The organism is Sphingobacterium multivorum, assembly GCF_039511225.1.
In the GTDB taxonomy this organism is placed as follows: Bacteria; Bacteroidota; Bacteroidia; order Sphingobacteriales; family Sphingobacteriaceae; genus Sphingobacterium.
Genome location: NZ_CP154261.1, coordinates 1 through 26,515 on the forward strand (window position 1 = coordinate 1; position 26,515 = coordinate 26,515).

Annotated in this window: 28 protein-coding genes; 18 read left to right on the plus strand and 10 right to left on the minus strand. The window is 39.0% G+C overall.

From position 1 onward, the window contains the following. Entirely contained in the window at positions 1 to 1,425 is a 1,425-nt protein-coding gene (gene dnaA / locus AAH582_RS00005) for a chromosomal replication initiator protein DnaA (protein WP_046672557.1), read from the plus strand. 151 nt (positions 1,426 to 1,576) lie between these two features. Here the strand turns inward: dnaA and AAH582_RS00010 are convergent, their stop codons facing one another. From AAH582_RS00010 to AAH582_RS00040, 7 genes are all read right to left on the minus strand, one after another. After that, positions 1,577 to 1,978 carry a hypothetical protein gene (locus AAH582_RS00010; RefSeq protein WP_343320862.1) on the minus strand — a complete coding sequence of 134 codons (402 nt, stop codon included), beginning with the start codon at positions 1,976 to 1,978 and terminating at the stop codon, positions 1,577 to 1,579. Positions 1,979 to 2,032: 54 nt separating this feature from the next. After that, positions 2,033 to 2,416: a hypothetical protein gene (locus tag AAH582_RS00015; RefSeq protein WP_343320863.1), complete on the minus strand. Its 384-nt coding sequence runs from the start codon at positions 2,414 to 2,416 to the stop codon at positions 2,033 to 2,035. A gap of 339 nt (positions 2,417 to 2,755) precedes the next feature. Next, complete coding sequence (locus AAH582_RS00020) at positions 2,756 to 3,124, minus strand: hypothetical protein (RefSeq protein ID WP_343320864.1); 369 nt, start codon at positions 3,122 to 3,124, stop codon at positions 2,756 to 2,758. 161 nt (positions 3,125 to 3,285) lie between these two features. Then, positions 3,286 to 4,335, minus strand: coding sequence for a tetraacyldisaccharide 4'-kinase (gene lpxK, locus AAH582_RS00025; RefSeq protein WP_343320865.1), 1,050 nt, complete (start codon positions 4,333 to 4,335; stop codon positions 3,286 to 3,288). Then, positions 4,332 to 4,802 carry a gliding motility lipoprotein GldH gene (locus tag AAH582_RS00030; protein WP_343320866.1) on the minus strand — a complete coding sequence of 157 codons (471 nt, stop codon included), beginning with the start codon at positions 4,800 to 4,802 and terminating at the stop codon, positions 4,332 to 4,334. The genes lpxK and AAH582_RS00030 overlap by 4 nt, the downstream gene beginning before the upstream one ends. A gap of 53 nt (positions 4,803 to 4,855) precedes the next feature. Beyond that, positions 4,856 to 6,229, minus strand: coding sequence for a PSP1 domain-containing protein (locus AAH582_RS00035; RefSeq protein ID WP_343320867.1), 1,374 nt, complete (start codon positions 6,227 to 6,229; stop codon positions 4,856 to 4,858). Between the two features lie 10 nt (positions 6,230 to 6,239). Next, positions 6,240 to 7,382 (minus strand): ATP-binding protein, encoded by a 1,143-nt coding sequence (locus AAH582_RS00040; RefSeq protein WP_070562628.1) that lies wholly within the window; start codon positions 7,380 to 7,382, stop codon positions 6,240 to 6,242. Positions 7,383 to 7,591: 209 nt separating this feature from the next. Here AAH582_RS00040 and dnaN point away from each other — a divergent pair, with 209 nt between their 5' ends. The 9 genes from dnaN to AAH582_RS00085 all read left to right on the plus strand — a co-directional run bounded on the left by dnaN (position 7,592) and on the right by AAH582_RS00085 (position 14,872). Next, positions 7,592 to 8,713: a DNA polymerase III subunit beta gene (gene dnaN, locus AAH582_RS00045; protein ID WP_046672565.1), complete on the plus strand. Its 1,122-nt coding sequence runs from the start codon at positions 7,592 to 7,594 to the stop codon at positions 8,711 to 8,713. A gap of 13 nt (positions 8,714 to 8,726) precedes the next feature. Continuing rightward, positions 8,727 to 9,389, plus strand: a complete 663-nt coding sequence (locus AAH582_RS00050) for a DedA family protein (protein WP_046672566.1) — start codon at positions 8,727 to 8,729, stop codon at positions 9,387 to 9,389. A 27-nt stretch (positions 9,390 to 9,416) separates the two neighbouring features. Beyond that, positions 9,417 to 10,064, plus strand: a complete 648-nt coding sequence (locus AAH582_RS00055; RefSeq protein WP_343320868.1) for a DedA family protein — start codon at positions 9,417 to 9,419, stop codon at positions 10,062 to 10,064. 166 nt (positions 10,065 to 10,230) lie between these two features. Beyond that, positions 10,231 to 10,803 (plus strand): CAP domain-containing protein, encoded by a 573-nt coding sequence (locus AAH582_RS00060; RefSeq protein WP_046672568.1) that lies wholly within the window; start codon positions 10,231 to 10,233, stop codon positions 10,801 to 10,803. An 83-nt stretch (positions 10,804 to 10,886) separates the two neighbouring features. Continuing rightward, complete coding sequence (locus AAH582_RS00065; protein WP_084823085.1) at positions 10,887 to 11,762, plus strand: YicC/YloC family endoribonuclease; 876 nt, start codon at positions 10,887 to 10,889, stop codon at positions 11,760 to 11,762. A gap of 2 nt (positions 11,763 to 11,764) precedes the next feature. Beyond that, positions 11,765 to 12,334, plus strand: a complete 570-nt coding sequence (gene gmk, locus AAH582_RS00070; protein ID WP_046672570.1) for a guanylate kinase — start codon at positions 11,765 to 11,767, stop codon at positions 12,332 to 12,334. A gap of 4 nt (positions 12,335 to 12,338) precedes the next feature. Further along, a complete protein-coding gene (nadD, locus tag AAH582_RS00075) occupies positions 12,339 to 12,914 on the plus strand; it encodes a nicotinate (nicotinamide) nucleotide adenylyltransferase (protein WP_343320869.1) in 576 nt (191 codons plus the stop codon). Between the two features lie 302 nt (positions 12,915 to 13,216). After that, a complete protein-coding gene (locus AAH582_RS00080) occupies positions 13,217 to 13,972 on the plus strand; it encodes a hypothetical protein (RefSeq protein WP_343320870.1) in 756 nt (251 codons plus the stop codon). 60 nt (positions 13,973 to 14,032) lie between these two features. After that, positions 14,033 to 14,872 (plus strand): SUMF1/EgtB/PvdO family nonheme iron enzyme, encoded by an 840-nt coding sequence (locus AAH582_RS00085; RefSeq protein ID WP_343320871.1) that lies wholly within the window; start codon positions 14,033 to 14,035, stop codon positions 14,870 to 14,872. A gap of 27 nt (positions 14,873 to 14,899) precedes the next feature. Here the strand turns inward: AAH582_RS00085 and AAH582_RS00090 are convergent, their stop codons facing one another. From AAH582_RS00090 to kduI, 3 genes are read right to left on the minus strand one after another with little or no spacing between them, the layout of a single operon-like run. Beyond that, entirely contained in the window at positions 14,900 to 15,664 is a 765-nt protein-coding gene (locus tag AAH582_RS00090) for an SDR family oxidoreductase (RefSeq protein ID WP_172462444.1), read from the minus strand. A gap of 5 nt (positions 15,665 to 15,669) precedes the next feature. Continuing rightward, positions 15,670 to 16,791 (minus strand): DUF4861 family protein, encoded by a 1,122-nt coding sequence (locus AAH582_RS00095; RefSeq protein WP_046672574.1) that lies wholly within the window; start codon positions 16,789 to 16,791, stop codon positions 15,670 to 15,672. 1 nt (position 16,792) lies between these two features. Beyond that, positions 16,793 to 17,638 (minus strand): 5-dehydro-4-deoxy-D-glucuronate isomerase, encoded by an 846-nt coding sequence (gene kduI, locus AAH582_RS00100; RefSeq protein ID WP_343320872.1) that lies wholly within the window; start codon positions 17,636 to 17,638, stop codon positions 16,793 to 16,795. 597 nt (positions 17,639 to 18,235) lie between these two features. Between kduI and surE the strand changes: the two genes are divergently transcribed. The 8 genes from surE to AAH582_RS00140 all read left to right on the plus strand — a co-directional run bounded on the left by surE (position 18,236) and on the right by AAH582_RS00140 (position 26,509). Beyond that, positions 18,236 to 19,036, plus strand: coding sequence for a 5'/3'-nucleotidase SurE (surE, locus tag AAH582_RS00105; RefSeq protein ID WP_046672576.1), 801 nt, complete (start codon positions 18,236 to 18,238; stop codon positions 19,034 to 19,036). Further along, complete coding sequence (locus AAH582_RS00110) at positions 19,026 to 19,286, plus strand: hypothetical protein (RefSeq protein ID WP_046672577.1); 261 nt, start codon at positions 19,026 to 19,028, stop codon at positions 19,284 to 19,286. The genes surE and AAH582_RS00110 overlap by 11 nt, the downstream gene beginning before the upstream one ends. A gap of 48 nt (positions 19,287 to 19,334) precedes the next feature. Beyond that, a complete protein-coding gene (locus tag AAH582_RS00115; protein ID WP_070562601.1) occupies positions 19,335 to 20,204 on the plus strand; it encodes a menaquinone biosynthesis family protein in 870 nt (289 codons plus the stop codon). Positions 20,205 to 20,461: 257 nt separating this feature from the next. Continuing rightward, on the plus strand, positions 20,462 to 23,749 hold the full coding sequence (gene secA / locus AAH582_RS00120) for a preprotein translocase subunit SecA (protein ID WP_112375175.1): 3,288 nt from the start codon (positions 20,462 to 20,464) through the stop codon (positions 23,747 to 23,749). Between the two features lie 20 nt (positions 23,750 to 23,769). Beyond that, positions 23,770 to 24,228: an SPOR domain-containing protein gene (locus AAH582_RS00125; RefSeq protein WP_046672580.1), complete on the plus strand. Its 459-nt coding sequence runs from the start codon at positions 23,770 to 23,772 to the stop codon at positions 24,226 to 24,228. Between the two features lie 13 nt (positions 24,229 to 24,241). Further along, a complete protein-coding gene (locus tag AAH582_RS00130; protein WP_112375450.1) occupies positions 24,242 to 25,432 on the plus strand; it encodes a M20 metallopeptidase family protein in 1,191 nt (396 codons plus the stop codon). Positions 25,433 to 25,439: 7 nt separating this feature from the next. Next, entirely contained in the window at positions 25,440 to 26,024 is a 585-nt protein-coding gene (locus tag AAH582_RS00135; protein WP_343320873.1) for a thiamine diphosphokinase, read from the plus strand. After that, positions 26,021 to 26,509, plus strand: a complete 489-nt coding sequence (locus tag AAH582_RS00140; RefSeq protein ID WP_343320874.1) for a GNAT family N-acetyltransferase — start codon at positions 26,021 to 26,023, stop codon at positions 26,507 to 26,509. The genes AAH582_RS00135 and AAH582_RS00140 overlap by 4 nt, the downstream gene beginning before the upstream one ends. Positions 26,510 to 26,515 lie beyond the last annotated feature (6 nt).

The following is a 26,515-nucleotide window of genomic DNA, read 5'->3' on the forward strand; positions in this document are numbered from 1 at the left end:
ATGGAAAAAACGTATTCAAGTGTCTGGAATAATTGTCTTTCGATTATCAAAGATAATATACCAGCACAAAGTTTCAAGACCTGGTTTGAACCTGTGAAAGCAGTCCGTTTGGAGGGTGACGTTTTGACTATTCAAGTGCCTAGCTTATTTTTTTATGAGTGGTTGGAAGAACACTATGTAGGAATTCTTCGCAAGACCGTAAAGAAATTCCTAGGAGAACAAGGTAGATTGGAATACAATATTGTAGTGGAGAAGTCTTCAGCTTCTCATCCTTATACGACTAATCTTCCATCGAATGGCAATGGAGCAGAAGGGAAAAGGCAATCTATCCCTGTGCCGGTATCTTTAAATAGGGATATCAAAAATCCGTTTGTTATTCCTGGATTGAAAAAATTGCAGGTTGATCCGCAATTGAATCAAAACTATACATTCGAAAATTTTATCGAAGGTGAGTGTAACCGTCTTGCTCGTTCTGCAGGATATGCTGTGGCGAATAAACCGGGTGGTACTTCATTCAACCCTTTGATGATTTATGGTGATGTTGGTTTAGGAAAGACACACCTTGCCCAAGCAATCGGAAATGAAATCAAGAGAAATCTTCCCGATAAACTGGTCATTTATGTGTCTTGTGAAAAATTCTGTCAACAGTTTGTGGATTCATTGAAAAATAACACAATCAACGACTTCGTTAACTTTTATCAAGCAATGGATGTCATCATTATGGATGATGTGCATAATTTTGCTGGTAAAGAAAAAACACAGGATATTTTCTTCCATATTTTTAATCATTTGCATCAATCTGGAAAGCAGATTATTTTAACTTCAGACAAGGCGCCTAAGGATTTAGCTGGTTTGGAGGAACGTTTGCTTAGTCGTTTTAAATGGGGATTATCTGCAGATATTCAGATTCCTGATCTTGAGACGAGAATGGCAATTTTGAAGAAGAAGATGTATTCTGACGGTATTGATTTACCTGAAAATGTAGTGGAATATGTCGCAACACAAATCGATAACAGTGTTCGTGAATTGGAAGGAGCTATGGTTTCATTATTGGCTCAATCTACATTGAACAAGAAAGAGATCGATTTGGGTTTAGCAAAATCGATGTTGAAGAACTTTGTGAAGAATACCCATAAGGAAATTTCAATGGACTTTATTCAGAAATTAGTTTGTGAATATTTTGAAGTTCCTGTAGATATGGTAAAGTCGAAAGTTAGGAAGCGTGAAATCGTGCAGGCCAGGCAAATTTCGATGTATTTAGCAAAAGCTCATACCAAATCTTCACTAAAATCGATCGGAGCTTTCTTCGGAGGAAGAGACCACTCGACAGTCATTTATGCATGTCAAACCGTAGAGGATTTAATTGAAACTGACAAGAAATTTAAGACTTATGTAAGTGACATTATGAAAAAATTGAAATCTTAATGTCAATTACCGTAAGCAGTAAACAAAAGGGGCTGTCCAAGATGATTGGATAGCCCTTTTTTAATGCATTTAAGCTCTTGTAAGGTATTAAAAAACCTCTGGAAATAATCTATATCCAGAGGTTTTTTCATTCTTAATAGAACGATTGTTGTTATTGATTGCTCTGTCCGTTGTCGGATTCGTTTTGTTCAGTTTTTTCTTGAGTCGCAGGAATACTTACTGGGGGTCTGTCTGTGACATATTTCTGATAAGCTGTCTTTTGTTCATCAGTGAGCAGTTGTGCTATCTTAGTATCGGATTCACCTTGAATTTTGGTTATGCTTTCCTTTTTGGCATCAGCTGTAGCTGTCGCGTCCTGGATAACCGCCGCAATAGCCTTTTCTTGGTTTAATACGATGGTTGACACAGCTGTTTTTTGCTCTTCGTTTAATGTTAGCTTTGTCACTAATTCAGTCACCACTTTGGTTGCATTCTCTTCTGGTGTTGTTTGTTGTGCAAATGTAAGGCTCATTGCTAGAAAGAAACCTATACCTGTTAAAAATAGCTTTTTCATGATGTTTAATTTTAGATGAAATTATTCAATGTCTATTCTCTATTTGTTTCACTATTAACGCGTGGGGTCAGTTGTTACTGGTTGCTTTGCCCCGGGGGCTGATTTCGCCGGTCTCTCAGCAATTATTTTTTGGTAAAGTGCTTTTTGATCCTCGGTTAGCAACTGGCTGACTTTGGCGTCTACCTCGCTTTGAAGCTTATTTAGTGCTTCATTTTTTACTTCAGCAGAAGAGCTACTATCTTTTGTTATCGTTTGCTCGGTTTTTGCCTGATCCAATAATATAGTTGATACTGCAGTCTTTTGCTCATCATTCAGATTCAGTTTCTGAACAAGTTCAGTTGTTGCTTTTGCCGCAGTTTCCTCCGGAGTACCCTGTTGCGCAAATGTTAGGCTGAAGGCTAAAAAGAATCCGATTCCTGTTAAAATTAGCTTTTTCATATCTATTGTATTTAAAAAGTTACAATTAAACTGTTTTACTATAAAACTTGGAATTGGTATTTATATTGTATTAAAGTTGTTACTTTAACAAATTTTTAACACAGAGTAACGTGTTAACAGGTTGTAAAACAATTTGTTGATTTTTTTAGGATAAACAAGGTAACAACGGTTTATCCGGTGCCGGATATCTTGTTCGGCGCGATCACCTCTTGGCGATTAAAATATACTGCATTGATTAGGAATTGCAGGTAAAGTAGTATTGTAGACAAGATCAATGTGAAGAAATAAGAAATGCTCTTGTTTTATGTACAAGAGCATTTCTTTAAAAGTACTTAATCATTAATTATCGGAACGTTTAGACATTCTTTCCTTCATTTTTTCTTGTTGTTCGTCAAATAACTTACCTTGTTCGGGACTAAGCCAAGATTTGATCTTAGCTGTTTGTATTTCCTGAAGCTGTTTGAATTTTTCCATATTTGCCTTGCGATCTCCGCCATCGTTTCGAAGAGCAGCCCGTTGTTGCGCTTGGGTCAATGTAAGGTTATAGATCGAATCCTTTTGTGTTTGATTGAGGCTTAGTAATTTGTCAAGATGCTCTACACGCATTTTAGCTTGTTCCTCAGGACTGCGTTGTTGACGTTGTTGCGCAAAAACTCCTGTAGCGCTTAATAATAAACAGGTTACTGCCATTAAAATTTTCTTTTTCATCTTTGTATAGTTTATATCATGAATGCCAATCGTTGTAATTGTGCATTCTATTTGTTTATTGTCCAATTCCCATGGACCGAAAAGACTTTTAAGTCATTTCGTTACGTATTGAATATAAATTTGAGGAAAAAGTTTAGTATAGAAACTTATCTTAACAAAATTTAAGGTTGATTAACACTTTGAGCTACTGCATTATGGACCGTTTTAATGAATAGTTCTTTATGAATGGGATCATGAAATTGTAGGCCGATCGGAAGATAGACCAAATCAATAGCCGCTAATTGCTGTTTAAATGGCTTCAACCGCTGAAAATCTTTTTCAGTAGTCAATAGCATTTTGTTAGTACTAGCCAGGCTTAGGTAGGATTCTGTAATTTGTTCAATATCCGATTCACTAAAAGTATGATGATCTCCAAAAGATAGATGTTTGACTAAATTTGCCTTCTTTTTGATATAATCCACGAGCGGTTGCGGTTTGGCAATGCCTGTAACCAAAATAACATCGCTGTCGTTGAAATCGATCGTAGTTCCGACGCTGTCAATGGCTTGAAAGTAATTTATATGGCTAAAAGTAATTAATGCGTTCTTATTATAGCGTCTGATTTTGTGTTCTATACGCATTTTATCATGGTTCGAGAGATCTATTGGGCATTTGGTAATCGTTATAATCTGCGCCCGTTTGGCTTCAATAAGTAAGTCCCTAAAGTTTCCTGTAGGAAAAACAAACATGGGACTAGCAAATGATAAAAAATCAAACAATAGAATATTAAAAAGCGGCGATAATTTTCGATGTTGATAAGCATCATCCAGAATAATCAGTTGATGATCTGATTGAAGTTTTTCTATTCCCGTGCAGCGATCTTCACAAACCGCAACGGTAACTGATGGAAATTTATTTTTGAATTGTAAGGGTTCATCGCCAACATTGTTTGCTAGTGAATCGGTCTTTACCAAATGAAATCCGCTAGTCACCCGTCCATAGCCTCGACTAAGTATTGCTGTTTTATACTGATCTTTGAGGCTCGAAACAACAAATTCAGTCATTGGGCTTTTTCCTGTACCTCCGACAGAAAGGTTACCGATTACAATCGTGGGAATTTCAAATGACTTTGAGCTGAGTAGCTTGAAATCGTATAGTCTATTTCTCAGCCATACGATTAAGCCGTATAGGATCGAAAAGGGGAATAATAGATAACGTAAAAAAGCAATCATTTTGGAATAACCGTTAGTCCGACGTCGGTGATTTCTTTCAACGGATTTTCTTTCATATTCTGCATGATGGAAATAGTATACATACCTGTATCCGGAAATAGGTAATCTTTATGGATTATGGATTGGTTATTATATAAGCTCCCTGAGGATTTTCCGAGCCATTTTCCATCGGATCGAGCCATTTTTATTTCTTTGCGGAAAATAGATTGCTTCTTATCTGGACCACGTTGGTAGATTAGGATAAAAAGGTTCGAAAAGGCATATTCCGGTGTATGACGGACATCCATTAATACATCATATCGTTTGGTTTTATCACTAATATGAAATTGAAAGCTAGGCGGCGATGTATTCAACCAAGCTTTATTATCAATGGGTTTGTTATTATTTATAATGGAAGTCTGTTCACAAGAACCCCCTATGCAAATACATAATATACCAATGTGGAATGCTGTGCGTTTGAGTCTCATGTTTATTTATAAAAAGAATATGCCTAATGGATTAAAATTAGGCATATTTTATTTTACTCTGCTTTTGGAGCAGTATTGTTGTTATTACCTTTGTTTTTATTCCGATGGCGGTTGAAACGTTTCTTCGGTTTACTAGCACCCTCTTTATTGTCTTTATTCACCGTAGATGCTGAAGAATCGTTTGCTACCTGAGGTCTTCCTCCTTGTTTGGGTGGATTTGGTTCGGACCTCTCAGTTTTTTGTCCAGCCTTATTTTCCGGTTTGACTGTGTTGCTTTTGGATTTTCTTTTTTTCTTTCTTTTATTTCGATCATCGAGTCGTGTTAAGCTATCTTGTCCGACTACATTTTCGTAATCGTAATTGATATTTTTCTCCTCTCTGACTTCATCGTTATCTACTGCACTCGAAATCGCTTCCGGTTTGATCCCCTGCTTATTCATTTCGACAAGCTCTTTAACTTGCAGAACGGGGATGGCGATCCAGTTTTCGGCTCCAGGAAAAGAGAACCACATCATTTTCTTGAAGATATCGGTCTTTTGAAGATAAGCAACTCCTTTTTGTGTTTCGATGCGGTCGATATTATTCGGGATGTCTTTTAAAGCATCCATGTAGCTATCCAATTCATAATTGAGACAGCATTTTAATTTTCCGCATTGGCCCGCTAACTTTAGCGTATTCAACGAAAGATTTTGATAACGTGCTGCCGATGTAGACACCGTCTTAAAATCTGTTAACCAAGTTGAACAGCAAAGTTCGCGCCCACAGGAACCGATTCCGCCGAGTCGGCTAGCTTCTTGTCGCATACCTATCTGGCGCATTTCAATGCGAATCCTGAAAGCTTCGGCCATTTTTTTGATAAGCTCACGAAAGTCCACGCGACCCTCAGCCGTGTAGTAGAAGGTAGCCTTGGTTTTATCACCCTGGTAGTCAACATCAGAAATCTTCATGGACAAACCCAGGTCCAAAGCCAGTTTACGGGCTTTGTGCATCGTTTCCCATTCGAGATCTTTTGCTGCGTTATACTTCTCTACATCCATTTCATTGGGCTTCCGATAGATTTTTTTAGTTACCATTTCTGGGGTAACATTGTTCTTTTTTAATTGTAGTCTGACCAATTCACCCGTTAAGGAGACATGTCCGACATCATAGCCACCGGTAGAAGGTTCTACGACCACCATTTCCCCCATTTCCAGGTAGGTATTGTCTACATTAATAAAGAAATCTTTTCGTGATCCCTTGAATCGTACTTCGACGATATTAAATGGTTTATAGTTTGAAGGCATATCCATATCGGAAAGCCAGTCATATACATCTAATTTATTACATCCGCTAGTCATGCAAGAGCCATTGTTCTGACATCCTGCCGGTGTACCATTTGTCGTGGTAGTACCGCAACCTCCGCCGGATGAGCAACTGCCACATCCCATAGTTTTCTATTTATATATATTGAGTTCCTTTCGGAAACGTTTTGTACTTGTATATTAATGTTAACTGCAAAGATAAATCTAAAAATAATATTTTGGGATTTGCATTTCTTTCTACAAAATAATGTGTTTCCTCAAATAGATTTATTGTTGCTTCAATTTGTTCAACGGTATAGTGTACTGCAAATTTCTGAACAAAATCCAATTCTTTGGCCGGTAAGAACACTAAACTGGAAAGCCCTTCTTTGATTAATATAATTTGACGCATCATATTAATTGCATAAAAAAGAAAGCTTTTTTGGTTTTCTCGCCCCATTTTTGAGAGTTCTTCTTCCACTAACGAGATCATATTGGTTCCAGCATCTGAAACAATGAAACGCAACCAATTGACTAAAATGCCAAAATGATTATTTGTTTGCGATTGAATTTGATTCATGGCTTCTTGCAGGTTTCCATCCGCTATAAACGCAATTTCAGCTGATTCCTGATCCGAAAGATGATATACGCTCTTGAGATGTTGTGCGACCTCCATGTGATCCAACTTCTTTATTTTGACCAATTGCGTACGTGATATGATCGTATTTAATATTTTGTCCTGATTTTCTGCAACTAGAATAAAGAGCGTTTTTTCGGGTGGTTCTTCGATTAACTTTAACAGCGCATTGCCTTGTGTGTCCAAGTATTCGGGCAACCACATAATTAAAACTTTATATTCCGCTTCAAAGGACTTTAGGCTTAATTTTTTGATGATACCATGCGCTTCGGCAATATTGATATTCACCTGTTTGTTGTCCGCATCCAATTGATTGCGCCAATACTCCAATCCCATGTAAGGATTGGATAGAAAAGATTTTCTCCAGCTGTCCGCATAATCTGTTGCTGTATCTTCCTTATGCTTGGCTATAAAAGGATACGACATGTGAAGATCAGGGTGGATCAGTTTGCTATATTTTCGACACGATGGACATTCGCCACAACTGTCTGTCAATTGCCGGTTTTCACAATTCAAAAACTGTGCATAAGCATAAGCAAGTGCAAGGCTGCCTGAGCCCTCAGGACCAAGAAATAATTGCGCGTGACTCACACGGTTTTCTTGAACTGTGCGAACTAAATGTTCCTTGATGTCTTTGTGCCCAATGATCTCTTTAAACTGCATACAGTACTGCTATTATACAAATGTAATAAATATTGTGATTTATTGGGCCCAATTTGCTTTCTATACTTTTGGCGCTGTGCTTATTAATTGAAATACAATTGCTTATTTGAGCGATTGAAATCGCCAGATGTGGAAAGAAAGGCGCCCATAAAACTGAAAAATATTGATTAATTTGTGTATTATTGCACATAATAATTAGTATTCAGGAAATGAGATTCATTGTATCAACATCAATTTTATTAAAGCAGTTACAAGCTATCAATGGTGCATCCAGTACAAGTACTGTTTTGCCAATCTTGGAAAACTTTCTTTTTGAAATAAAAGACAATAACTTGACTATTTCTGCTACGGATCTGCAAACAAGTATGGTTACTTCTTTACAGATCGAAGCAAAGGAAGAGGGAAGAGTAGCCATGCCGTCGAAGATTTTGATCGAGACATTAAAAACTTTGCCAGATCAACCCGTAGCATTTTCAGTAGACATGAATACCTTGGCTATTGAGATCAGTGCCGGTGATGGAAAATATAAATTGAGTGGAGAGAATGCTGACGATTTTCCTAAAATTCCTTCAATTGATAATGGTTCAGTTATTCAGATGCCTGCGCCTATTTTGTCTGAAGCAATCAGTAAGACGATCTTTGCTGTCAGTAATGACGAGTTGAGACCTGCGATGTCTGGTGTTTTGGTTCAATTAGCCGAAAAGAACGTGACTTTTGTCTCCACTGATGCACACAAGTTAGTGCGTTATTCAAGAACGGATATCGGAGCGGAAAAACCTGCATCCCTTATTTTACCGAAAAAAGCACTTTCTTTACTTAAATCTTCATTGCCATCCGATGATATTACAGTATCTATTGAATATAATCAAACCAATGCATTCTTTAGCTTTGGTAATATCAATTTGATCTGTCGGTTGATTGACGAACGTTACCCAGATTATGCTGCTGTAATTCCTCAAGTCAATCCAAATAAGTTGACTGTCGATAGACTATTGTTTTTAAATACATTGAGACGGGTGGTGATTTTCGCTAATAAAACCACACATCAGGTTCGTTTGAAGATCTCAGGTAGTGAATTGCATATTTCTGCAGAAGATCTTGATTTTTCGAATGAAGCACATGAACGTTTATCCTGTCAATTTGAAGGGGACGATATGGAAATTGGTTTTAATGCTAAATTCTTAGTCGAGATGTTGAATAACCTGGAGAGCGAAGAAGTTGTTTTGGAGATGAGTACACCAAATCGTGCTGGTTTGTTGATTCCGGCGGTATCTGAAGATCATGAAGATATTTTGATGTTGGTAATGCCGGTTATGTTAAACAACGCTTAATCGTCTTTTCGCTTTGGAAATAATTACGCATCTTATTGACTTTGTACTCCATATCGATAAACATTTGGTTGAAATAGTCAATGATTATCAGACTTGGACATACCTTATTCTGTTTCTCATCATTTTTGTGGAAACAGGAGTGGTTGTAATGCCTTTTTTACCAGGGGATTCGTTGTTGTTTGCCGCTGGTATGTTAGCCGCACAACCCAATGATCTTAACGTATGGTTGATGATTCTCATTTTATTGGTAGCCGCGGTGTCTGGGGATTCCTTAAACTATGCTATCGGTAAACACTTTGGTATGCGCCTTACAAAATTTAAGCTCTTTGGTAAGCAGGTTGTCAAAGATGAGCAAATTGCCAAAACACATTCTTTTTATGAGAAATATGGCAGTAAAACAATTGTTATCGCTCGCTTTGTACCGATCGTACGTACCTTGGCGCCTTTCGTGGGTGGTATTGGAAGGATGAATTATGGTACTTTCATTACCTATAATGTCGTAGGTGCGCTCTTGTGGGTGGGGGGTGTAACCCTAGCAGGGTACTTTTTAGGAAATATTCCTATTATAAGAGATAACTTCTCGAAGGTCGTATTGATTATTATTTTTATATCCATATTGCCGATAATCTTCGAGCTTGTAAAGGAAAAGATAAAAACTAAAAAGGGAATCCAATAAGATTCCCTTTTTTTATAGATCAAAAAAATGGAACTCATTTCACAGCTTATTGATTTTATCCTGCATATCGATCAGCATCTTTTGCAACTGATCAATAGTTATGAAAATTGGACTTATCTGATTTTGTTTTTAATCATTTTTGCGGAGACAGGATTTGTTGTTACCCCATTCCTACCTGGTGACTCCGTTTTATTTGCCTTGGGTGCAATCATTGCCCGTCCGGATTGCCAACTTTCTTTACCATTATTTATAGTCGTTCTTATTTTTGCCGCTGTCTCCGGTGATTTTGTAAATTATGAAATTGGCAAATATCTTGGATTTCGAGTTTTTAAGCCTGGATCAAGATTATTTAAACCGGCTTATCTGCAAAAAACACAAGAGTTCTATGCTAAACATGGGACAAGGACTATTGTTTATGCCCGATTTGTACCGATTGTCAGGACCTTTGCACCATTTGTGGCGGGCATTGGCCGAATGCCCTATACAACCTTCGGAAAATATAATATACTTGGGGGCATATTATGGGTTTCGTTATTTATTTTGGCTGGCTATTATTTTGGACAAATACCATTTTTTAAGCATAATTTTTCCCTTGTTATTTTGGCGGTTATCTGTATTAGCTTAATACCCATGTTTATACAGTTTTTTTCGCAGACAAAAACAAAAAAAGATTAAACGTTACATACTAAATACAGTCTTTTAAGGTTAAAGGTTTGATACGAAATATCCCTATCAAAAAGTACAAATAATGCAGTTAGATATAGTTTGTACTTGATAAGAGCAAAGGGGAGACGATAGTTTGGATATCTCGTAAACTCACTCAAGAAGATATTATTTACGTATGAACTATTTGGTTTTAGCATTTACCCTGCTTTTTACACAGTCTATTTTTGCCCAACGTATCGTTGTCGATCATCACCAGGCGACCGAGGCCTATGAATTACTGAACAAAATCCGTACAAATCCAGAACGGTATAAGAAAGAACTGAAGCTCTTCAACCTGCAGAAGATTAAACGGACCAAACTCAATTGGAATAAGGAGTTGGCGGAGGTTGCAGTTTATCGTGCAAAAGATATGGCCAAGCGCTCCTATTTTGACCATGTTTCACCTGAGGGTTATGGGCCTAATTATTTCATTGACGAGGCGGGGTATAAACTTAACCCGGCATGGCTGTCCAAACGGAATGCAAACAATTTTGAGTCCATTGCGGCCAACCGATCTAGTGCTACAGCTGCCATTAAGGCTCTAATTATTGGAAAGGAAGCTCCGGGTTATCATCATCGCACACATTTACTGGGCATGGATCAGTGGAATGCTTCGCTATACGATATCGGCATTGGTTACGTCGAATGTAAAGGCGCCAAACCTTATGAAAGTTATTTAGTTGTTATCATTGCCAAGCACGACTGGTAAATAAGTGAAAGGTAATTTGGGGAGTATCAGCAATTAATCGACGCAGGGTATTCAATTTTTACCGAAAAGTCATACCTTTGCATATGATAAAATCCATGACAGGATATGGCACGGCTTCCGCTGATAACGGTAAAGTTAAATATAGTGTCGAAATAAAGTCCTTAAATTCAAAATTCCTTGAATTAAATCTTCGCTTGCCCAAAGTTGTTTCGGACAAAGAATTGACCCTGCGCACTGAGAGCAGTAAACTTATTGAACGTGGTAAAGTTAACATGAATGTAACGGTTGAATACACGGATCAAACAGCGAAGGCATCTTCTATTAATGCTGATTTACTCAAAAAATATTACAGTCAATTGCAGCAGATCGCATTGGAACTTAACGATACCAATGTCAATCTGTTTGAACTGGCGTTAAATATGCCTGAAGTGATTACCAACAATGATGATTCGGTTGATGACGAAGAATCCAAAGTATTGATGGATGCTTTCTATGATGCGGTCAAACGTTTTAATATATTTCGTGAAGATGAGGGCAATGTGCTCGCAGGAGATTTAAAAAAGCGCGCAGAGCTTATTTTAACTTATCTTGGAGAAGTAGAGGCCTTAGAAGTAGAACGTATTCCTTTGATCAGACAGCGTATTGAACAGTTTTTAAATGATACGGTGGGTAAAGATAATGTGGATCAAAACCGATTTGAACAGGAGCTGGTTTACTACATTGACAAATTGGATGTGACCGAAGAAAAAGTCCGATTGCGTGCCCATTGCAATTACTTTTTAAAGGCTTTTGATTCCGCGGATTCAAATGGGAAGAAACTGGGATTTATTTCACAAGAAATGGGGCGGGAGATCAATACCCTAGGCTCCAAAGCCAACCATGCTGGCATTCAACAGATTGTGGTCAGAATGAAAGAAGAATTGGAAAAAATAAAAGAGCAATTGCTCAACGTATTATAAGAATGAGCGGTAAATTAATTATATTCTCGGCACCATCTGGAGCGGGAAAAACAACAATAGTAAGAGATCTTTTAAGTAAACACGGTGATAAGATTGAGTTTTCCATCTCAGCAAGTACACGTGATCCAAGAGGGCAGGAGGTGAACGGAAAAGACTACTATTTTATGTCGAAAGAAGAATTTTTACATAAGGTAGCAAAACAGGAGTTTATCGAATTTGAAGAAGTATATTCAGGGACTTTCTATGGTACTTTGCGTTCAGAAATCGAACGTATTTGGAAAGAAGGTAAACATGTTATTTTTGACATCGACGTTGTCGGTGGGTTACGTTTGAAGTCAAAATTTCCAGAACAGGCAATTTCTATTTTCGTACAACCACCTTCTTTGGAGGTGCTTAAGGAGCGTTTAACAGGACGTGGAACGGATTCAGAAGAAAAGCTGAAAGAGCGTTTTGCCAAGGCAGAACTGGAACTTACCTATGCCAATAAATTTGATGTCATATTGAACAATTTTGATTTAGCTACAGCATGTGCCGAAGCTGAAAAAATTGTCATGGGATTTATCAATAAATAAGTTCATGCGAAAGATTGGTTTGTTTTTTGGTTCTTTTAATCCGGTGCACGTAGGACATCTGATTATAGCCAACTATATGGCCAATTTTACGGGGCTGGATGAAGTTTGGTTTGTGGTCTCGCCACAGAATCCATTTAAAAAGAAATCCACATTAGCAGATCCTTATGACCGTTTGGAAATGCTGAATCTGGCCTTGGAAGACTGTGATCATTTGAAGGTAAGTGACATTGAATTCCATTTGCCCATACCATCGTATACCATCGATACCTTAACGCATCTAAGCGAGAAATATCCAAACCGGGAATTTGTGCTACTCATGGGACAAGACAATTTGGAATCGCTGGAGAAGTGGAAAAATGCAGATATTATCTTGCGTGATTACAATATCTATGTTTATCCAAGACCGGGGTTCGATAATGAAAAATTTAAAGATCATCCTGCAATCACCGTCACAGACACTCCGCTAATGGAATTATCCTCTACCTTTTTGCGAAATGCAATCAAGGAAAAAAAGAATATTCAATTCTTTACCCCTAAAAAGGTGATTGAATTTATCGATAAGAAAGGTTTATACTCTTGATATAGACAGAAATAAACAAAGCATAATGTCCCCAGGTTTTATTAAATCCGGGGATTTTTGTTTGTAGGCATCTCAAGAAAATATTAAGGAATAATTTTTGCAGGAATAATATTTCACTTTTAAGCTCAAATAAGGCGATCGTTAATGAATAATTAAAATAGCCTGGACCGAAAAGCAATCATTCGTGAGAACCTGTTTTTTTAGCCTATCAGGTTTGTTTGGATAACAGCATGAGTATTTAGTTTAGTTCTGGGATTGTTGGGAAGGTTTATGATAGAGAAAAATATATTAATTCGTATACTATGAGAAAGCTCGTTTTATTGATTATGTGTTTCGTGTATTGGGGGACCGGTTTTGCACAGACGGATAGTGCGGATGACAATAGTCTTTTTATGGATCCTGCCGTTATTGAGCTGCGGAGCAAAATGACCATACCACCTTACGGTTTGGATAAAGTAAAAGCATTAATTTCAAAAATAATCCCTGAAGAAGATAAGGAAACGACAGATGCGGGAATAAATGCGATTTCAGCCGTTGATTTTAAAAAGCTAACGCTGCGTGAAAAGTTCACCTATACCATGATTCATGCCGAGCTATATGCGCAAAATTGTGCTATACCCGAGTATCAGACGCAGATCGACAAAAAAATATTTGCTACATTATTGGACGGCTTTAATGAATCCTCGTGGTCGCAAAGACAGACTGATTTTTTGCAGGAAAATAGGGATTCAGTGATGAAGCTTATTCAGGAATCTGTTGTCCGGAGCAAACGGATGGGGGTAAATTATAAGCATGCCATAGTGGAGATTAATGGCTGGCAGATGATCCCTTTTATTGTTGATTATGCCAAGAAAACACCACAAGATAAAGATGCATTGACGTTGCTGTTATTACTGATGAAACGGGGTGAATACAGTGAATTTATAAAATCCAGTTCATTTAAAAAGTTGTATGGAGAGGACAGTAATTATTATTCGTTTCTAAATTACAACAAAGAAAATGAGGCGCTGATCTTTAGTCGGGCGCTTAAATATTACGATGAGAAAAAAAGCAAGTAGTGCAGTTGGATTTTTAGTATTCGAAACTTCAAATTTGTATTATAACAAACGGCAAGGAGAATGAGGAAACTACTCTATTTGATAGGATTGATTGTTTTACATCTCCAATGTGAAGCCCAAGCTGGAAACTATATCCAAATTCCAGCCGGAGACTATCATTTGGGCGATACAGCAAGCTTAGATAATCCCAAAAGAACAGTACATATCGAATCGTTCTGGATCTCGAGATTTGAGCTGACGAATGCCGAATTTGAAAAATTTGTTCAGGCAACGGGCTACAGGACATTAGCAGAACGCTACCATAATGCCATGGTCTTTGAGCCTGGCCTGGCGGAGTTTCGCTGGTTGCAGGATAGTACGGCCTATTGGCGCTTTCCGAATGGTGTAAGTCGTGGCGGAATTACGGCAAAGATGGACCACCCAGTTACCTGTATCTCTTACAAAGATGTACTGGCCTATTGTACATGGGCAAATTGTAGATTGCCATCTTTTGATGAGTGGGAGGTGGCAGCTAGAGCCGGAAGCGAAGGCTATTATTTTGAAGGTTTCAGTAAAGAGAATATGGGCGATTATGCAAATGTATGGCATGGAAGAGATCATTTGAAAGCTGATTATTCCGATGGTTATCTCTATACTTCTCCGGTCGGAAAATTCAAATCCAATCCATGGGGACTGTATGATATCTTTGGCAATGTATTTGAATTTTGCACCGGAAAGCTCGAAAGGGATGGCAACCGCTCTATTGCACATGCCCGTGGAGGCTCCTGGTGGTGTAGTAAAAATAGCTGCGCCGCTTTCAATGCAGTGTACATCGGTTCTGTGAGTCCCAATGCCTCTTTTAGTAATTTGGGGTTTAGAATTGTAAAAAAAGCCTTTACTCCTGAGAATAAAGACTTTTAAAACAAACTCATCGTAAAGATTGATTTTCTATCTGCCCATCCAGCCACCATCGACTGTTAGGATGGTTCCATGAACATAATCGGAAGCTTTTGAAGCAAGGAATACTGCTGGCCCCTTAAAATCTTCTGGAGTTCCCCAGCGTCCTGCAGGTATACGGTCCAAAATGGACTTGGAGCGTTCGGGATCGTCTCTCAGAGCCTCGGTATTATCTGTAGCGATATATCCTGGAGCAAACCCGTTTACGTTGACACCTTTGGAAGCCCACTCATTTGCAAAAGCCTTTACCATGGATCCTACGGCACCTTTTGAAGCGGCATATCCTGGAACATTGATACCACCTTGGAAAGTTAATAAAGATGCTGTAAATACGATTTTTCCAGTTCCACGTGAAATCATGTCCTTTCCAATCTCGCGCGTCAATATAAACTGTGCATTTTGATTGATTTCGATGATTTCATCCCAGTATTCATCAGGATGCTCAGCGGCAGGTTTTCGAAGGATGTTTCCTGCATTATTAAAAAGGATATCAATCGCAGGATGCGCTGATTTTACCTTTTCAATAAACGCGTAAAGCGCTGTCCGTTTGGCGAAATCACACTGATAGGCATAGAAATTTCTACCTAATGCTTTTACGGATTTTTCTACTGCGGAGCCTTCAATTTCCAATGACGCTGAAACGCCTATAATATCTGCTCCAGCTTCAGCCAATGCTTCGGCAATTGCCTTGCCAATTCCTCTTTTGCAGCCTGTTACCAAGGCTACTTTCCCACTTAAGTCAAAAGATTGCAGTATGGACATTATTTTGAATATTTTATTGTTAATGGTTGATCTAAATTGTTTTTGAATGTTTTTACATAAGACTGCCATTGCTCAAAATTCCCTATTTTGCCAGCTTTATTGAACGCAGCACCCGCAAAATAAACTAAGGGTTTATCATTTTTGACGGTGGTTGCTAGTAAAAATTGTTTTGGACTGTCTTTGAACACATACTTTACTTTTGGTAAAATAACGGCTGTTCCTGTAATTTTATCTCCTTCTGCAGGCTCCCAATAGGCTAAAATGCCATTCTTTACATCATTTAGAATTTGAGGTTTTTCCTCTTTTCTTTTAGCGATACCCACAACAATTGGCGTAGCGGCTGAGGTTGTGTTTTTGATGGAATAGCTTATCTTGTTCAATTGACTCCCAGCGTCTAAAGAAACCGTTTTCTCAACTTGTAGCTGTTGGCCCTTCACATTCTCCGGTTCATAAATAAGTTTGAATGTGGATCGTAGCGGACCATTGTCCAAGACCTCGTATTGACGATAATGCTTATGGTAAACGACCTGTTCATCAATGAATGGCGTTGCATCGCCGACGCCTAAGGTTTGTCCGACGGAATAATAATCTAATCCTTTGCCATGATCGGCATGATAATCTCCAGTTTTATACCATTCGTCAACAATAAGATCATTGCTACGTTTTGCCCAGAAGTCAAAACCTTGTGCGTCCTCAGAGCTGCCTTCTAAGGCCTTACCATAAGCTCTAAAAGCTGCAATATCGTTTTCCCAAGCAAAGTCATCTTTTCGTTCAGGGACGTATCTCGCATAAGTTTTTTGGGTGACAGTTGCGGGTTTATTTCCATTAACCCCAAAGGTTGTTGAGCTTCTAGGAGCAACGGTTATTTGAATCAAAATATTTTGTGCCGTCGGTTTTCCTAGTTTTTCAACTTGATAGGCCAGTTCCTTTTTATCTTTATCCACAATTGTAAATACACTGTTTTTTAATGCGAAGTGTTTTTCAAATGTGGTATAAGGGATACTGATCAACTCTGTTCTTGCGCTAGCGGAAGAGTTGTTTACAGTAATGGTTTTGTTGTTCTGTGCAAAAGCAAGTGTTGAAAGCCCTAGCGCTAAACTCAATACGAGTGTTTTTTTCATATTACTTCAATTCTGTGATGGCACATTTGTCCATATCATCATAATCTAAATTTTCACCTGCCATTCCCCATATAAATGTATAATTGGACGTTCCAGCTCCTGAGTGAATTGACCATGGCGGTGAAATTACAGCCTGATCGTTGTGTATCCAAATATGGCGGGTTTCATCGATAGGTCCCATAAAATGTGATACAGCCTGACCTTCAGGTAATTCAAAGTAGAAATAGACTTCCATACGACGATCGTGGGTGTGGGATGGCATTGTATTCCATACAGATCCGGGTTTTAACTCAGTCATGCCCATCTGTAATTGGCAGGTTTGTACCACTTTGTTCAATAACATCTGGTTGATCGTACGGTGGTTGGCAGTTTCCAATGAACCCAATTCTAGTTTATTCGCATCTTCTTTCGTTACCTTTTTAGTTGGATAGCTGCAATGTGCAGGTGTAGAGTTTAAATAGAATTTTGCTGGTTTTGCAGCACCCTGGCTTGAAAAATAAACTTCCTGAGCACCTTGACCGATATAAAGGGCTTCTTTGGTATTGAGATCATAAATAATGCCGTCAACTTCGACTTGACCGTTCCCACCGACATTGATAATACCCAACTCTCTTCTAGAAAGGAAGTAAGGTTCTTTTAATAATGCGGGAATGGTGTCTAATTTGATTTTTGAGCTTACAGGCATTGCTCCACCGGCCATATAGCGATCGTAGTGGGTATAGACAAAATTAATTTTGTCTGCTTCAAAAACTGTTTCAATTAGAAAATTCTCCCTTAATCCTTGTGTATCTAAAGTTTTGTATTCCTTTGGCCCTATTGCATAGCGGGATTCAAAATTAATGCTCATAACTGAATTATTATTTTTGTTTGAATGCTAAATTTAGGGCTAATATTTGTCAATTGCGATACAATCTTACGCAAACGATGTCGTAGTGATCGGTTGGTTTTCCGAAAGCGGTAGCAACTTTAAGATAATCGAGATGGTTATTATGATTGCAATATACTTTGACCAAATTCTACCTAATAACAGTTTTTAACCAATTTTTAAACAGTAATCAGTCAGTATTCCTTCAGTGTTCACTGAATGATCACTGAACAAGCACTGAACAAGCACTGAACGAGCACTGAACAAACACTGTCAAAATATCGAATTTGGTCACCATCTGATCCTCATTTGATGCGCCCAAATCTCATCGCTCTTTTCCAACTTCCATGTGTTCGTTTGAACCGCTGTTTTCCACAGTTGCTTTTACTGTTTGGCGTCCTAATGTGCGGCCTTTGCAGATAATAATTACCTGTTGTGTCAATATTATTTACATCTCGGTTTCAGATTTACTAACTTCGTGTATGGTAAAGAAGAAATTCCCATATTCTAAACGCATAAACACGGACCGAGAGGACTGGGGGGGCCCTTATGACCATCTAAAAAGCAAATTATTTACATATGAAACCCAATATTTTAGTTGTTAACGATGACGGTATTACAGCGCCAGGTATTAAGGTGCTGTTGGAAGAGATGCAGAAAATCGGAAATGTAGTTGTCGTTGCTCCTGATTCGGCACAATCTGGAATGGGGCATGCCATTACACTTGGTAGGCCACTACGTTTGGATAAAATCAATTTATATGAAGGGGTTGAAATGTACCAGTGTTCAGGAACGCCAGTAGATTGTGTAAAACTTGCTGTAAATAAAGTTTTTAAAGGGCAAAAGCCTGATATATGTGTATCGGGGATCAATCATGGGCTCAACAATTCAATCAATGTTTTATATTCCGGTACGATGTCTGCTGCGGTAGAGGGGGCCATTGAAGGGATTCCTTCTGTGGGGTTTTCGCTTGATAATTTTTCTCACGATGCGGATTTTAGCTATTGCAGACCCTACGTGATTTCTATTGCCGAGCAGGTGCTGGCTAACGGTCTCCCTAAAAATACATTGCTGAATGTTAATTTTCCCCAAACAGCAGGTTTTAAAGGTATTAAAATTTGCCGACAGGCAGGAGGACATTGGGTAGAAGAATTTGATGAACGTATTGATCCACACAATCGTGATTATTATTGGACAACGGGTAAATTTGTCTTGCAGGACAGAGGAGAAGATACCGATAGTTTTGCATTGGCCAATGGTTATGTATCTGTCGTTCCGACACAGTTCGATATGACGGCACATCACGCCATTCCAGAATTGAATTCATGGAGCTTTGATCATTTGGGAAATACAAGGGGAGGCGATAAACGTGAAAAATAATAGCTGGATCGGATTGGGTATCGGTACTGTATCTCCAGTATTGGCTTATATTTTAGTACGTTTTACGGATCTTGAACTTCATTTTTTACCCGAGAAGCCTATGGCCATCTACACTATAGCTGTATTGGTTAATTTAGTGCTTTTACGTTTTGCGTATCGATCGGGGAAAGATCACCTGGGAAAAGGAATTATTGCAAGTACTTTTTTGGCTATGATACTATACCTGATCACGCATAGAATTACAGTTTGATTAAAATTCATAAACCCCATCTGACCGACGGGAAAAATTTTGTACAACATGAAATTAACATTAGGATTTTCTCCATGTCCAAACGATACATTTATTTTTGATGCATTGATTCATCATAAGATAGATACCAAAGGACTGGATTTTGAGGTGGAATATCAAGATGTGGAGACCTTGAACCTGAAAGCTTTTCAAGGCGATCTTGACATTACCAAGCTGAGCTATCATGCCTTTGCCTACGCTGTTGAAGATTATGAGTTGCTCGATGCAGGGAGTGCTTTAGGATTTGGTGTAGGGCCTATGCTGATTACGAAGGATCCGAAATTAGCAAAATTGCTGCAGCAAAAATTAGATCGGGCCGAAAGTTTAGATGGGTTTGATCAATTGAAAGTAGGGTATCCAGGGAAATATACCACGGCTAATTTTTTGTTAAGCCTGGCATTCCCCGAATTAAAAAATAAAGTAGAACTTGTTTTTTCGGATATTGAAGGAGCTTTACTGGATGGATCCATCGACTTAGGGTTGATTATTCATGAAAATAGGTTCACCTATGCCGAAAAAGGACTGCATAAGGTGGTGGATCTGGGTGAGTATTGGGAGAAGACGACAAAATTTCCGATTCCTCTTGGAGGAATTGTCGTAAAACGTAGTCTGCCACAAGAAGTGAAGGAGACGTTGAATACGATTTTGAAAGAAAGTGTAGAATTTGCATTTGCCAATCCGAAATCTGGGCTTGAATTCATTCGTGCACATGCACAGGAAATGAGTGAAGAGGTGATGTACAAGCATATTGAACTTTATGTCAATAAATATTCAGTAGCATTGGGGCTTGAAGGACGTGATGCAATTACGAAGATGTTTGAAAAGGCACAGGAACTGGGATTCATTCCGCATTCAGACCGTAAGTTGTTTTTATCATAAATTGACTGTCGGTTTAAAGCTCATATTGCTCAGAAAAACTTCACGTCAAGATGGCGTAAAAGGGGATAAATAGGTAGAGGATTCTTGCAGGCTGTAAGGAACTGACATTTTCAATAAAAATAACGTAAAAAAAATGGATGTAAGCTGTTAGATATCATATCTAATAACTAAATTTGCCCGATTAGTGTCAAATTGTCTGCAATTTTACTTTGGAGTCATTATTGTACAAAATCTTAAGTTGAGATAGAAAAAAAATTATGTTAAAGTTTTTAAGTAAATTATTTGGAAGTAAATCCGAGAGAGATATCAAGGGAATTCAGCCTGTGGTAGACCAAATCAAAGCTGAATATGAGAAGCTTTCAAATCTAACCAATGACGAGTTACGTGCCAAGACCGTTGATTTCAAAGAAAGAATTAAAAATTACCTAGCCGATATTGACCAAGAAATTGACACGCTTAAAAAAGAAGCGGATCAAGATGAGGACGATATGGCAAAGAAAACTTCTATTTACGAGCAAGTGGACAAATTGTCCAAAGACCGTGACAAGAAGTTGGAAGAGGTATTGAAGGATATTTTGCCGGAGGCATTTGCCGTGGTAAAAGAAACTTCAAGACGTTTGACAGAAAACGAAGAATTAGAAGTTACTGCCAACGATTTTGACAGAGAATTGGCTGTTTACAAATCAAACGTTATCATCAATGGTGATAAGGCGATTTGGAAAAACAAATGGATGGCTGCAGGTACTGAGGTCACTTGGAACATGGTACACTATGATGTCCAATTAATCGGTGGTATTGTATTGCACAGTGGTAAAATTGCCGAGATGGCAACCGGTGAGGGTAAAACGTTGGTAGGAACATTACCGACCTATCTAAATGCTCTTTCTGGTCAAGGCGTACACATTGTAACGGTGAATGATTACCTTGCTCGTCGTGACTCGGAGTGGAATGCTCCGTTATTTGAGTTCCATGGGCTATCTGTTGACTGTATTGATAAACATCAGCCGAATTCCCCGCAACGTCGTAAAGCTTATCAATCGGATATCGTATATGGTACGAATAACGAGTTTGGTTTCGATTATCTACGTGATAATATGGTTCAGACTCCGGACGCATTGGTGCAAGGAAAATTACACTTTGCCATGGTCGATGAGGTTGACTCCGTATTGATTGATGATGCCCGTACACCATTGATTATCTCAGGTCCGATTCCTCGTGGCGATCAACACGAATTCTACCAATTAAAACCACGTATCGAGCGTTTGGTGCATGTACAGAAAGCGTACATCAATACCGTCTTGAATGATGCTAAAAAAGCGCTGGCGGCAGGTGATTCTGACGTTGAAGGCGGCGGTTTGGCATTATTAAGAGCGTACAGAGGTTTGCCTAAAAATAAAGCATTAATCAAGTTCTTAAGCGAAGGCGCTAATCGTTCGATCTTACAAAAAGTAGAAAACTACTATATGCAAGAGCAAAATAAAAATATGCCTAAAGTAGATGCAGAACTTTATTTTGTGATTGATGAAAAGAACAACCAAGTAGAATTGACAGAAAAAGGTATCGAGTTGATTACAGCAACAGGCGAAGATCCTTCATTCTTTATTTTACCGGATGTTGGTACTGAGATTGCTGAAATTGAAAAGTCTTCGTTGACTTTGGAAGAAAAGGCAGCTCAGAAAGAAGATATGTTGCGCGATTATTCGATTAAAGCAGAGCGTATCCACTCGATCAACCAGTTGTTAAAAGCATATACCTTGTTTGAAAATGATGTTGAATATATCGTTGATGAAGGTAAAGTGAAAATTGTCGATGAGCAAACAGGTCGTATCATGGATGGCCGTCGTTACTCAGATGGTTTGCACCAGGCGATCGAAGCAAAGGAGAATGTGAAAGTAGAAGATGCGACACAAACTTACGCAACGATTACATTGCAAAATTACTTCCGCATGTACCACAAACTTTCGGGTATGACGGGTACAGCGTCGACAGAGGCCGGTGAGCTTTGGGAAATTTATAAATTGGATGTCGTAGAAATTCCGACAAATCGTGGAATCCAACGTGATGATCGTCAAGATTTGATCTATCGTACGGCCCGTGAAAAATACAATGCTGTAGCTGAAGAAATCCAACGATTGACAGAGCAGGGACGGCCAGTATTGGTCGGTACCACATCGGTTGAAATTTCGGAGTTATTGAGCCGTATGCTTCAATTACGTAAGATCAAGCATAACGTATTAAATGCGAAGTTACACCAAAAAGAAGCTGATATCGTCGCTGAAGCTGGACGCCCAGGACAAGTAACCATCGCGACGAATATGGCTGGTCGTGGTACGGATATTAAATTGACCGAAGAAGTTAAAAAAGCTGGTGGTCTTGCCATTATCGGTACCGAAAGACACGAATCTCGTCGTGTTGACCGTCAGTTACGTGGTCGTGCCGGTCGTCAGGGAGATCCAGGTTCTTCGCAATTCTTCGTTTCTTTGGAAGATAACTTGATGCGCTTATTCGCTTCAGAGAGAATCTCTAACATCATGGTGAAAATGGGTGTTGAAGAGGGCGAGGTGATGCAACATAGTATGTTGACCAAATCCATCGAACGCGCACAGCGTAAAGTGGAGGAGAATAACTTCGGTATCCGTAAACGTCTATTGGAATACGATGATGTAATGAACTCCCAACGTACCGTAATTTATTCGAAACGTAAAAATGCTTTGTTTGGAGAACGTTTAGACGTGGATTTGAACAACATGATTTTTGATGTTGCAGAAGAAATTGTCGTTGAAGCAAAAGAGCAAGGTAATTACGAAGATTTCCAAATCGAAGTAATCCGTATTTTTGCGATCACACCAGAAATTACAGCAGAAGAATTTGCACAGGGTAAAATTGAAGGCTTGACTGATCGTCTTTTTGAGCATGCAATTAACGCTTACCACCATAAAATTGAGGCCGTTGGTGCTTTGACAGTTCCTGTATTGAATAATGTGTATGCGGAAAGAGGTCAGATCGTCGAAAATGTCGTTATTCCATTTACGGATGGTATCCGTGGCATTCAAGTTTCGGCGAATTTGAAAAAAGCCATCGAAAGCAACGGTAAAGAAGTTTTCAAATCTTTTGAAAAAGGAATCGTATTGGCATTAATCGATGAGGCTTGGAAAGAGCACCTGCGTGAAATGGATGATTTGAAACAATCGGTTCAAAATGCTGTTTATGAACAAAAGGATCCGATTATCATTTATAAAATGGAGGCATTTGATTTGTTTAAATCGATGTTGGCTTCAATGAATAAGGATGTCGTTAGCTTTATTTTCAAAGGAGAGATCCCTGGTCAAGAACCGACTTCTATGCAAGCGAGACAAGTACAGCAGGCTCCAGTAAAAACGATTGAAACTAAAGCTGAATTGGCTTCGCCTACAGGTGTGAGTGAGGAGGATGTGAATGAAGGTCCAAAAGAACCTGTTCGTAACGAGAATACTGTTGGACGCAATGACGAATGTCCTTGTGGTTCAGGAAAAAAATATAAAAATTGCCACGGCGCAAATAACTAATCGATAAGAAAGGTTAAACTATGCTGAAGAGAGGATTGATTTTCATACATGCACTTGTGTTGTTTGCACTAGTTCAGGTAAACGCACAAGAAAAAGGTGGAGTAATTGTAACCAAAGATTCATTGATTACACAGCTTCAAAATTTCAGGGCAGCTATGGGGATCAATCCTGTCGAAAGCAAAGCGACAGTAGTTCCTGCTAAACCCATCGTCCGCTCAGCGGCGACGCGGGTCAAAGTAAGGGGATTCCGTGTACAGATCTTTGCTGGATCGAATCGGAATCAGGCATTTTCGGAGCAGACACGTTTCCGAAGCATGTATAAAGATATTGATACTTATATCACCTATGATGAACCCAATTATCGCGTCAAGGTAGGTGATTTTAGAAGTCGCTCTGAAGCAAATGCCTTCATGCGCGAGTTACGTCAATATTTTAGCAACGTCTTTGTTTTTTCAGAGAACGTTTTTGTATATCAATAAATCAATCAACCTTATGGCAAGTACGAAAGAAAAAGTCCTGGCCTTAGCTCATCAATATTTTGAAGATACGGTTTCCAACCGTAGACATCTTCATCAGAATCCTGAACTTTCCTTCGAAGAATACAATACCTCGGCATTTGTAAAAAAGCAATTGGATGAATTGGGAATTCCTTATGAGGCTAAAGCTGATACGGGGATTGTCGCTTTAATCAAAGGTGACCTACCCTCAGATGAAGTTATCGCGTTGCGCGCAGATATGGATGCTTTACCAATTCAAGAAGTGGAGGGGCGTTCATATGGTTCCAACACCCCAGGAGTGATGCATGCCTGTGGCCATGATGTACATACCTCCTCACTTTTGGGGACAGCTAAAATATTGAATAGCCTAAAAGCCGAATTTGGAGGAACGATCAAATTGATCTTCCAGCCTGGCGAAGAGCGCTTGCCCGGAGGAGCTTCCTTAATGATCAAAGAGGGCGCTTTGCAGAATCCTGCCCCCTCAGCCATAATAGGTCAGCATGTGATGCCATTTATTGAGGTAGGCAAGGTTGGTTTCCGTGAGGGAAAATATATGGCTTCCTGCGATGAACTGTTTATGACAGTCAAAGGCAGGGGCGGGCATGGTGCGCACCCGCATCAAAATATTGATCCAATTGTTATTACAGCTCAGATCATTACCGCTTTGCAGCAGATTGCTAGTCGTTTTGCAGATCCACGTACACCGACTGTGCTATCTTTCGGAAAGATTATGGCCAACGGAGCTACAAATATTATTCCCGATCAGGTTTATCTGGAAGGTACGTTTCGCACATTTGATGAGGAGTGGCGTGCTGAAGCACATGCGCGCATGGTAAAGATTGCTGTGAGCATTGCTGAAAGTATGGGAGCGACTTGTGAATTTGAAGTGCGTAAGGGATATCCTTTTCTAATCAATGAGCCCCAATTGACAAAAAGTGCACGGACATTTGCGGAAGAATATCTCGGCAAGGAAAATGTGGTAGACTTAGATCTATGGCCTGCCGCGGAGGATTTTTCCTATTATTCACAAGAAATTAATGCTTGCTTCTATCGTTTGGGTACAGGCAATGCAGCACGTGGTATCTCTTCGGCTGTCCATACGCCGACTTTTGACGTGGATGAGACTTCTTTGGAGATTAGTACGGGGTTGATGGCATACATTACCTTGCGTAGGCTCGGTTATTAAATTATATATGTCATCTCATCACATTGTTCGAGAGAATCAGGAACCTGCATTACTGATTGAAGACCTTTTCCTCATCGACGAAGAGGGCTTGGGGCAGTTGCTGGAATGGAGCCCCACAATTGTCATTGAGGCGGAAACCATCGATTTATTGGATGCGCGTGGTTATAAGTTCGATATCGTTTTTACAAAAAACTCCATTAACGATTCACAGGAAAATTTAAAGATCATTTCCTATGATAATGATTTTCTAAAGACGGCTATAGAATACCTGATAGCACATCAATACAAAGCGGTGAATATCCTGACTGATCAGCTTGATGTGGCTTATTACCGGCCCTATCTGGAGCAGATTAATATTGTGCTGATCACGAAGGGCGTACGCTATTGTTTTGTAACAACGGGCTTCACCAAATGGAAGCCTGCAGGGGAAAGAATCCGAATTGAGGGGCTTGATGCTGATGAAAAAAACACGCACGAAGGCTTGATTAAGATCAATGACAATGACAACGAATACGAAATGGAAAAAGACGGCTTATTTGTCCTTAAATTTTCCCATATAAAATACATTTTAATAGGAGAAAAGATTGCATGATAACAATAGAATTGGCAGAACAAAGCGATATCAGAAGCATTTCAAATATGGCGCATAGTATTTGGCCTGTTACTTATGGAGAGATACTTTCACAGGATCAAATTGACTTTATGCTCGAAAAAAGCTATACCGTTGAGGGACTTGCAGAAAGTATGGTTAATGGCCAATTTTTTTATGTTTTGAAAGAAGATGGTATCGGCCAGGGATTTATTGCCTTGAAAACTCTTGAGGATCGTGTACGTATTGAAAAGCTCTATTTGATGCCCAATGTGCAAGGAAAAGGTTTCGGAAAGGCGCTGATAGACTTCGCTTCAGAAAAAACCATCTTAAAGGGTAAAGGGATTCTTGAATTGAACGTAAATAGAAATAACCCTGCTTACCATTTCTATTTAAAGCAGGGCTTTGAGGTCATTGAAACGATTGATATTCCTTATTATGATTATGTTCTAAACGATTATGTCATGCAAAAGGAAGTAAAAGCTTAGGCCTGT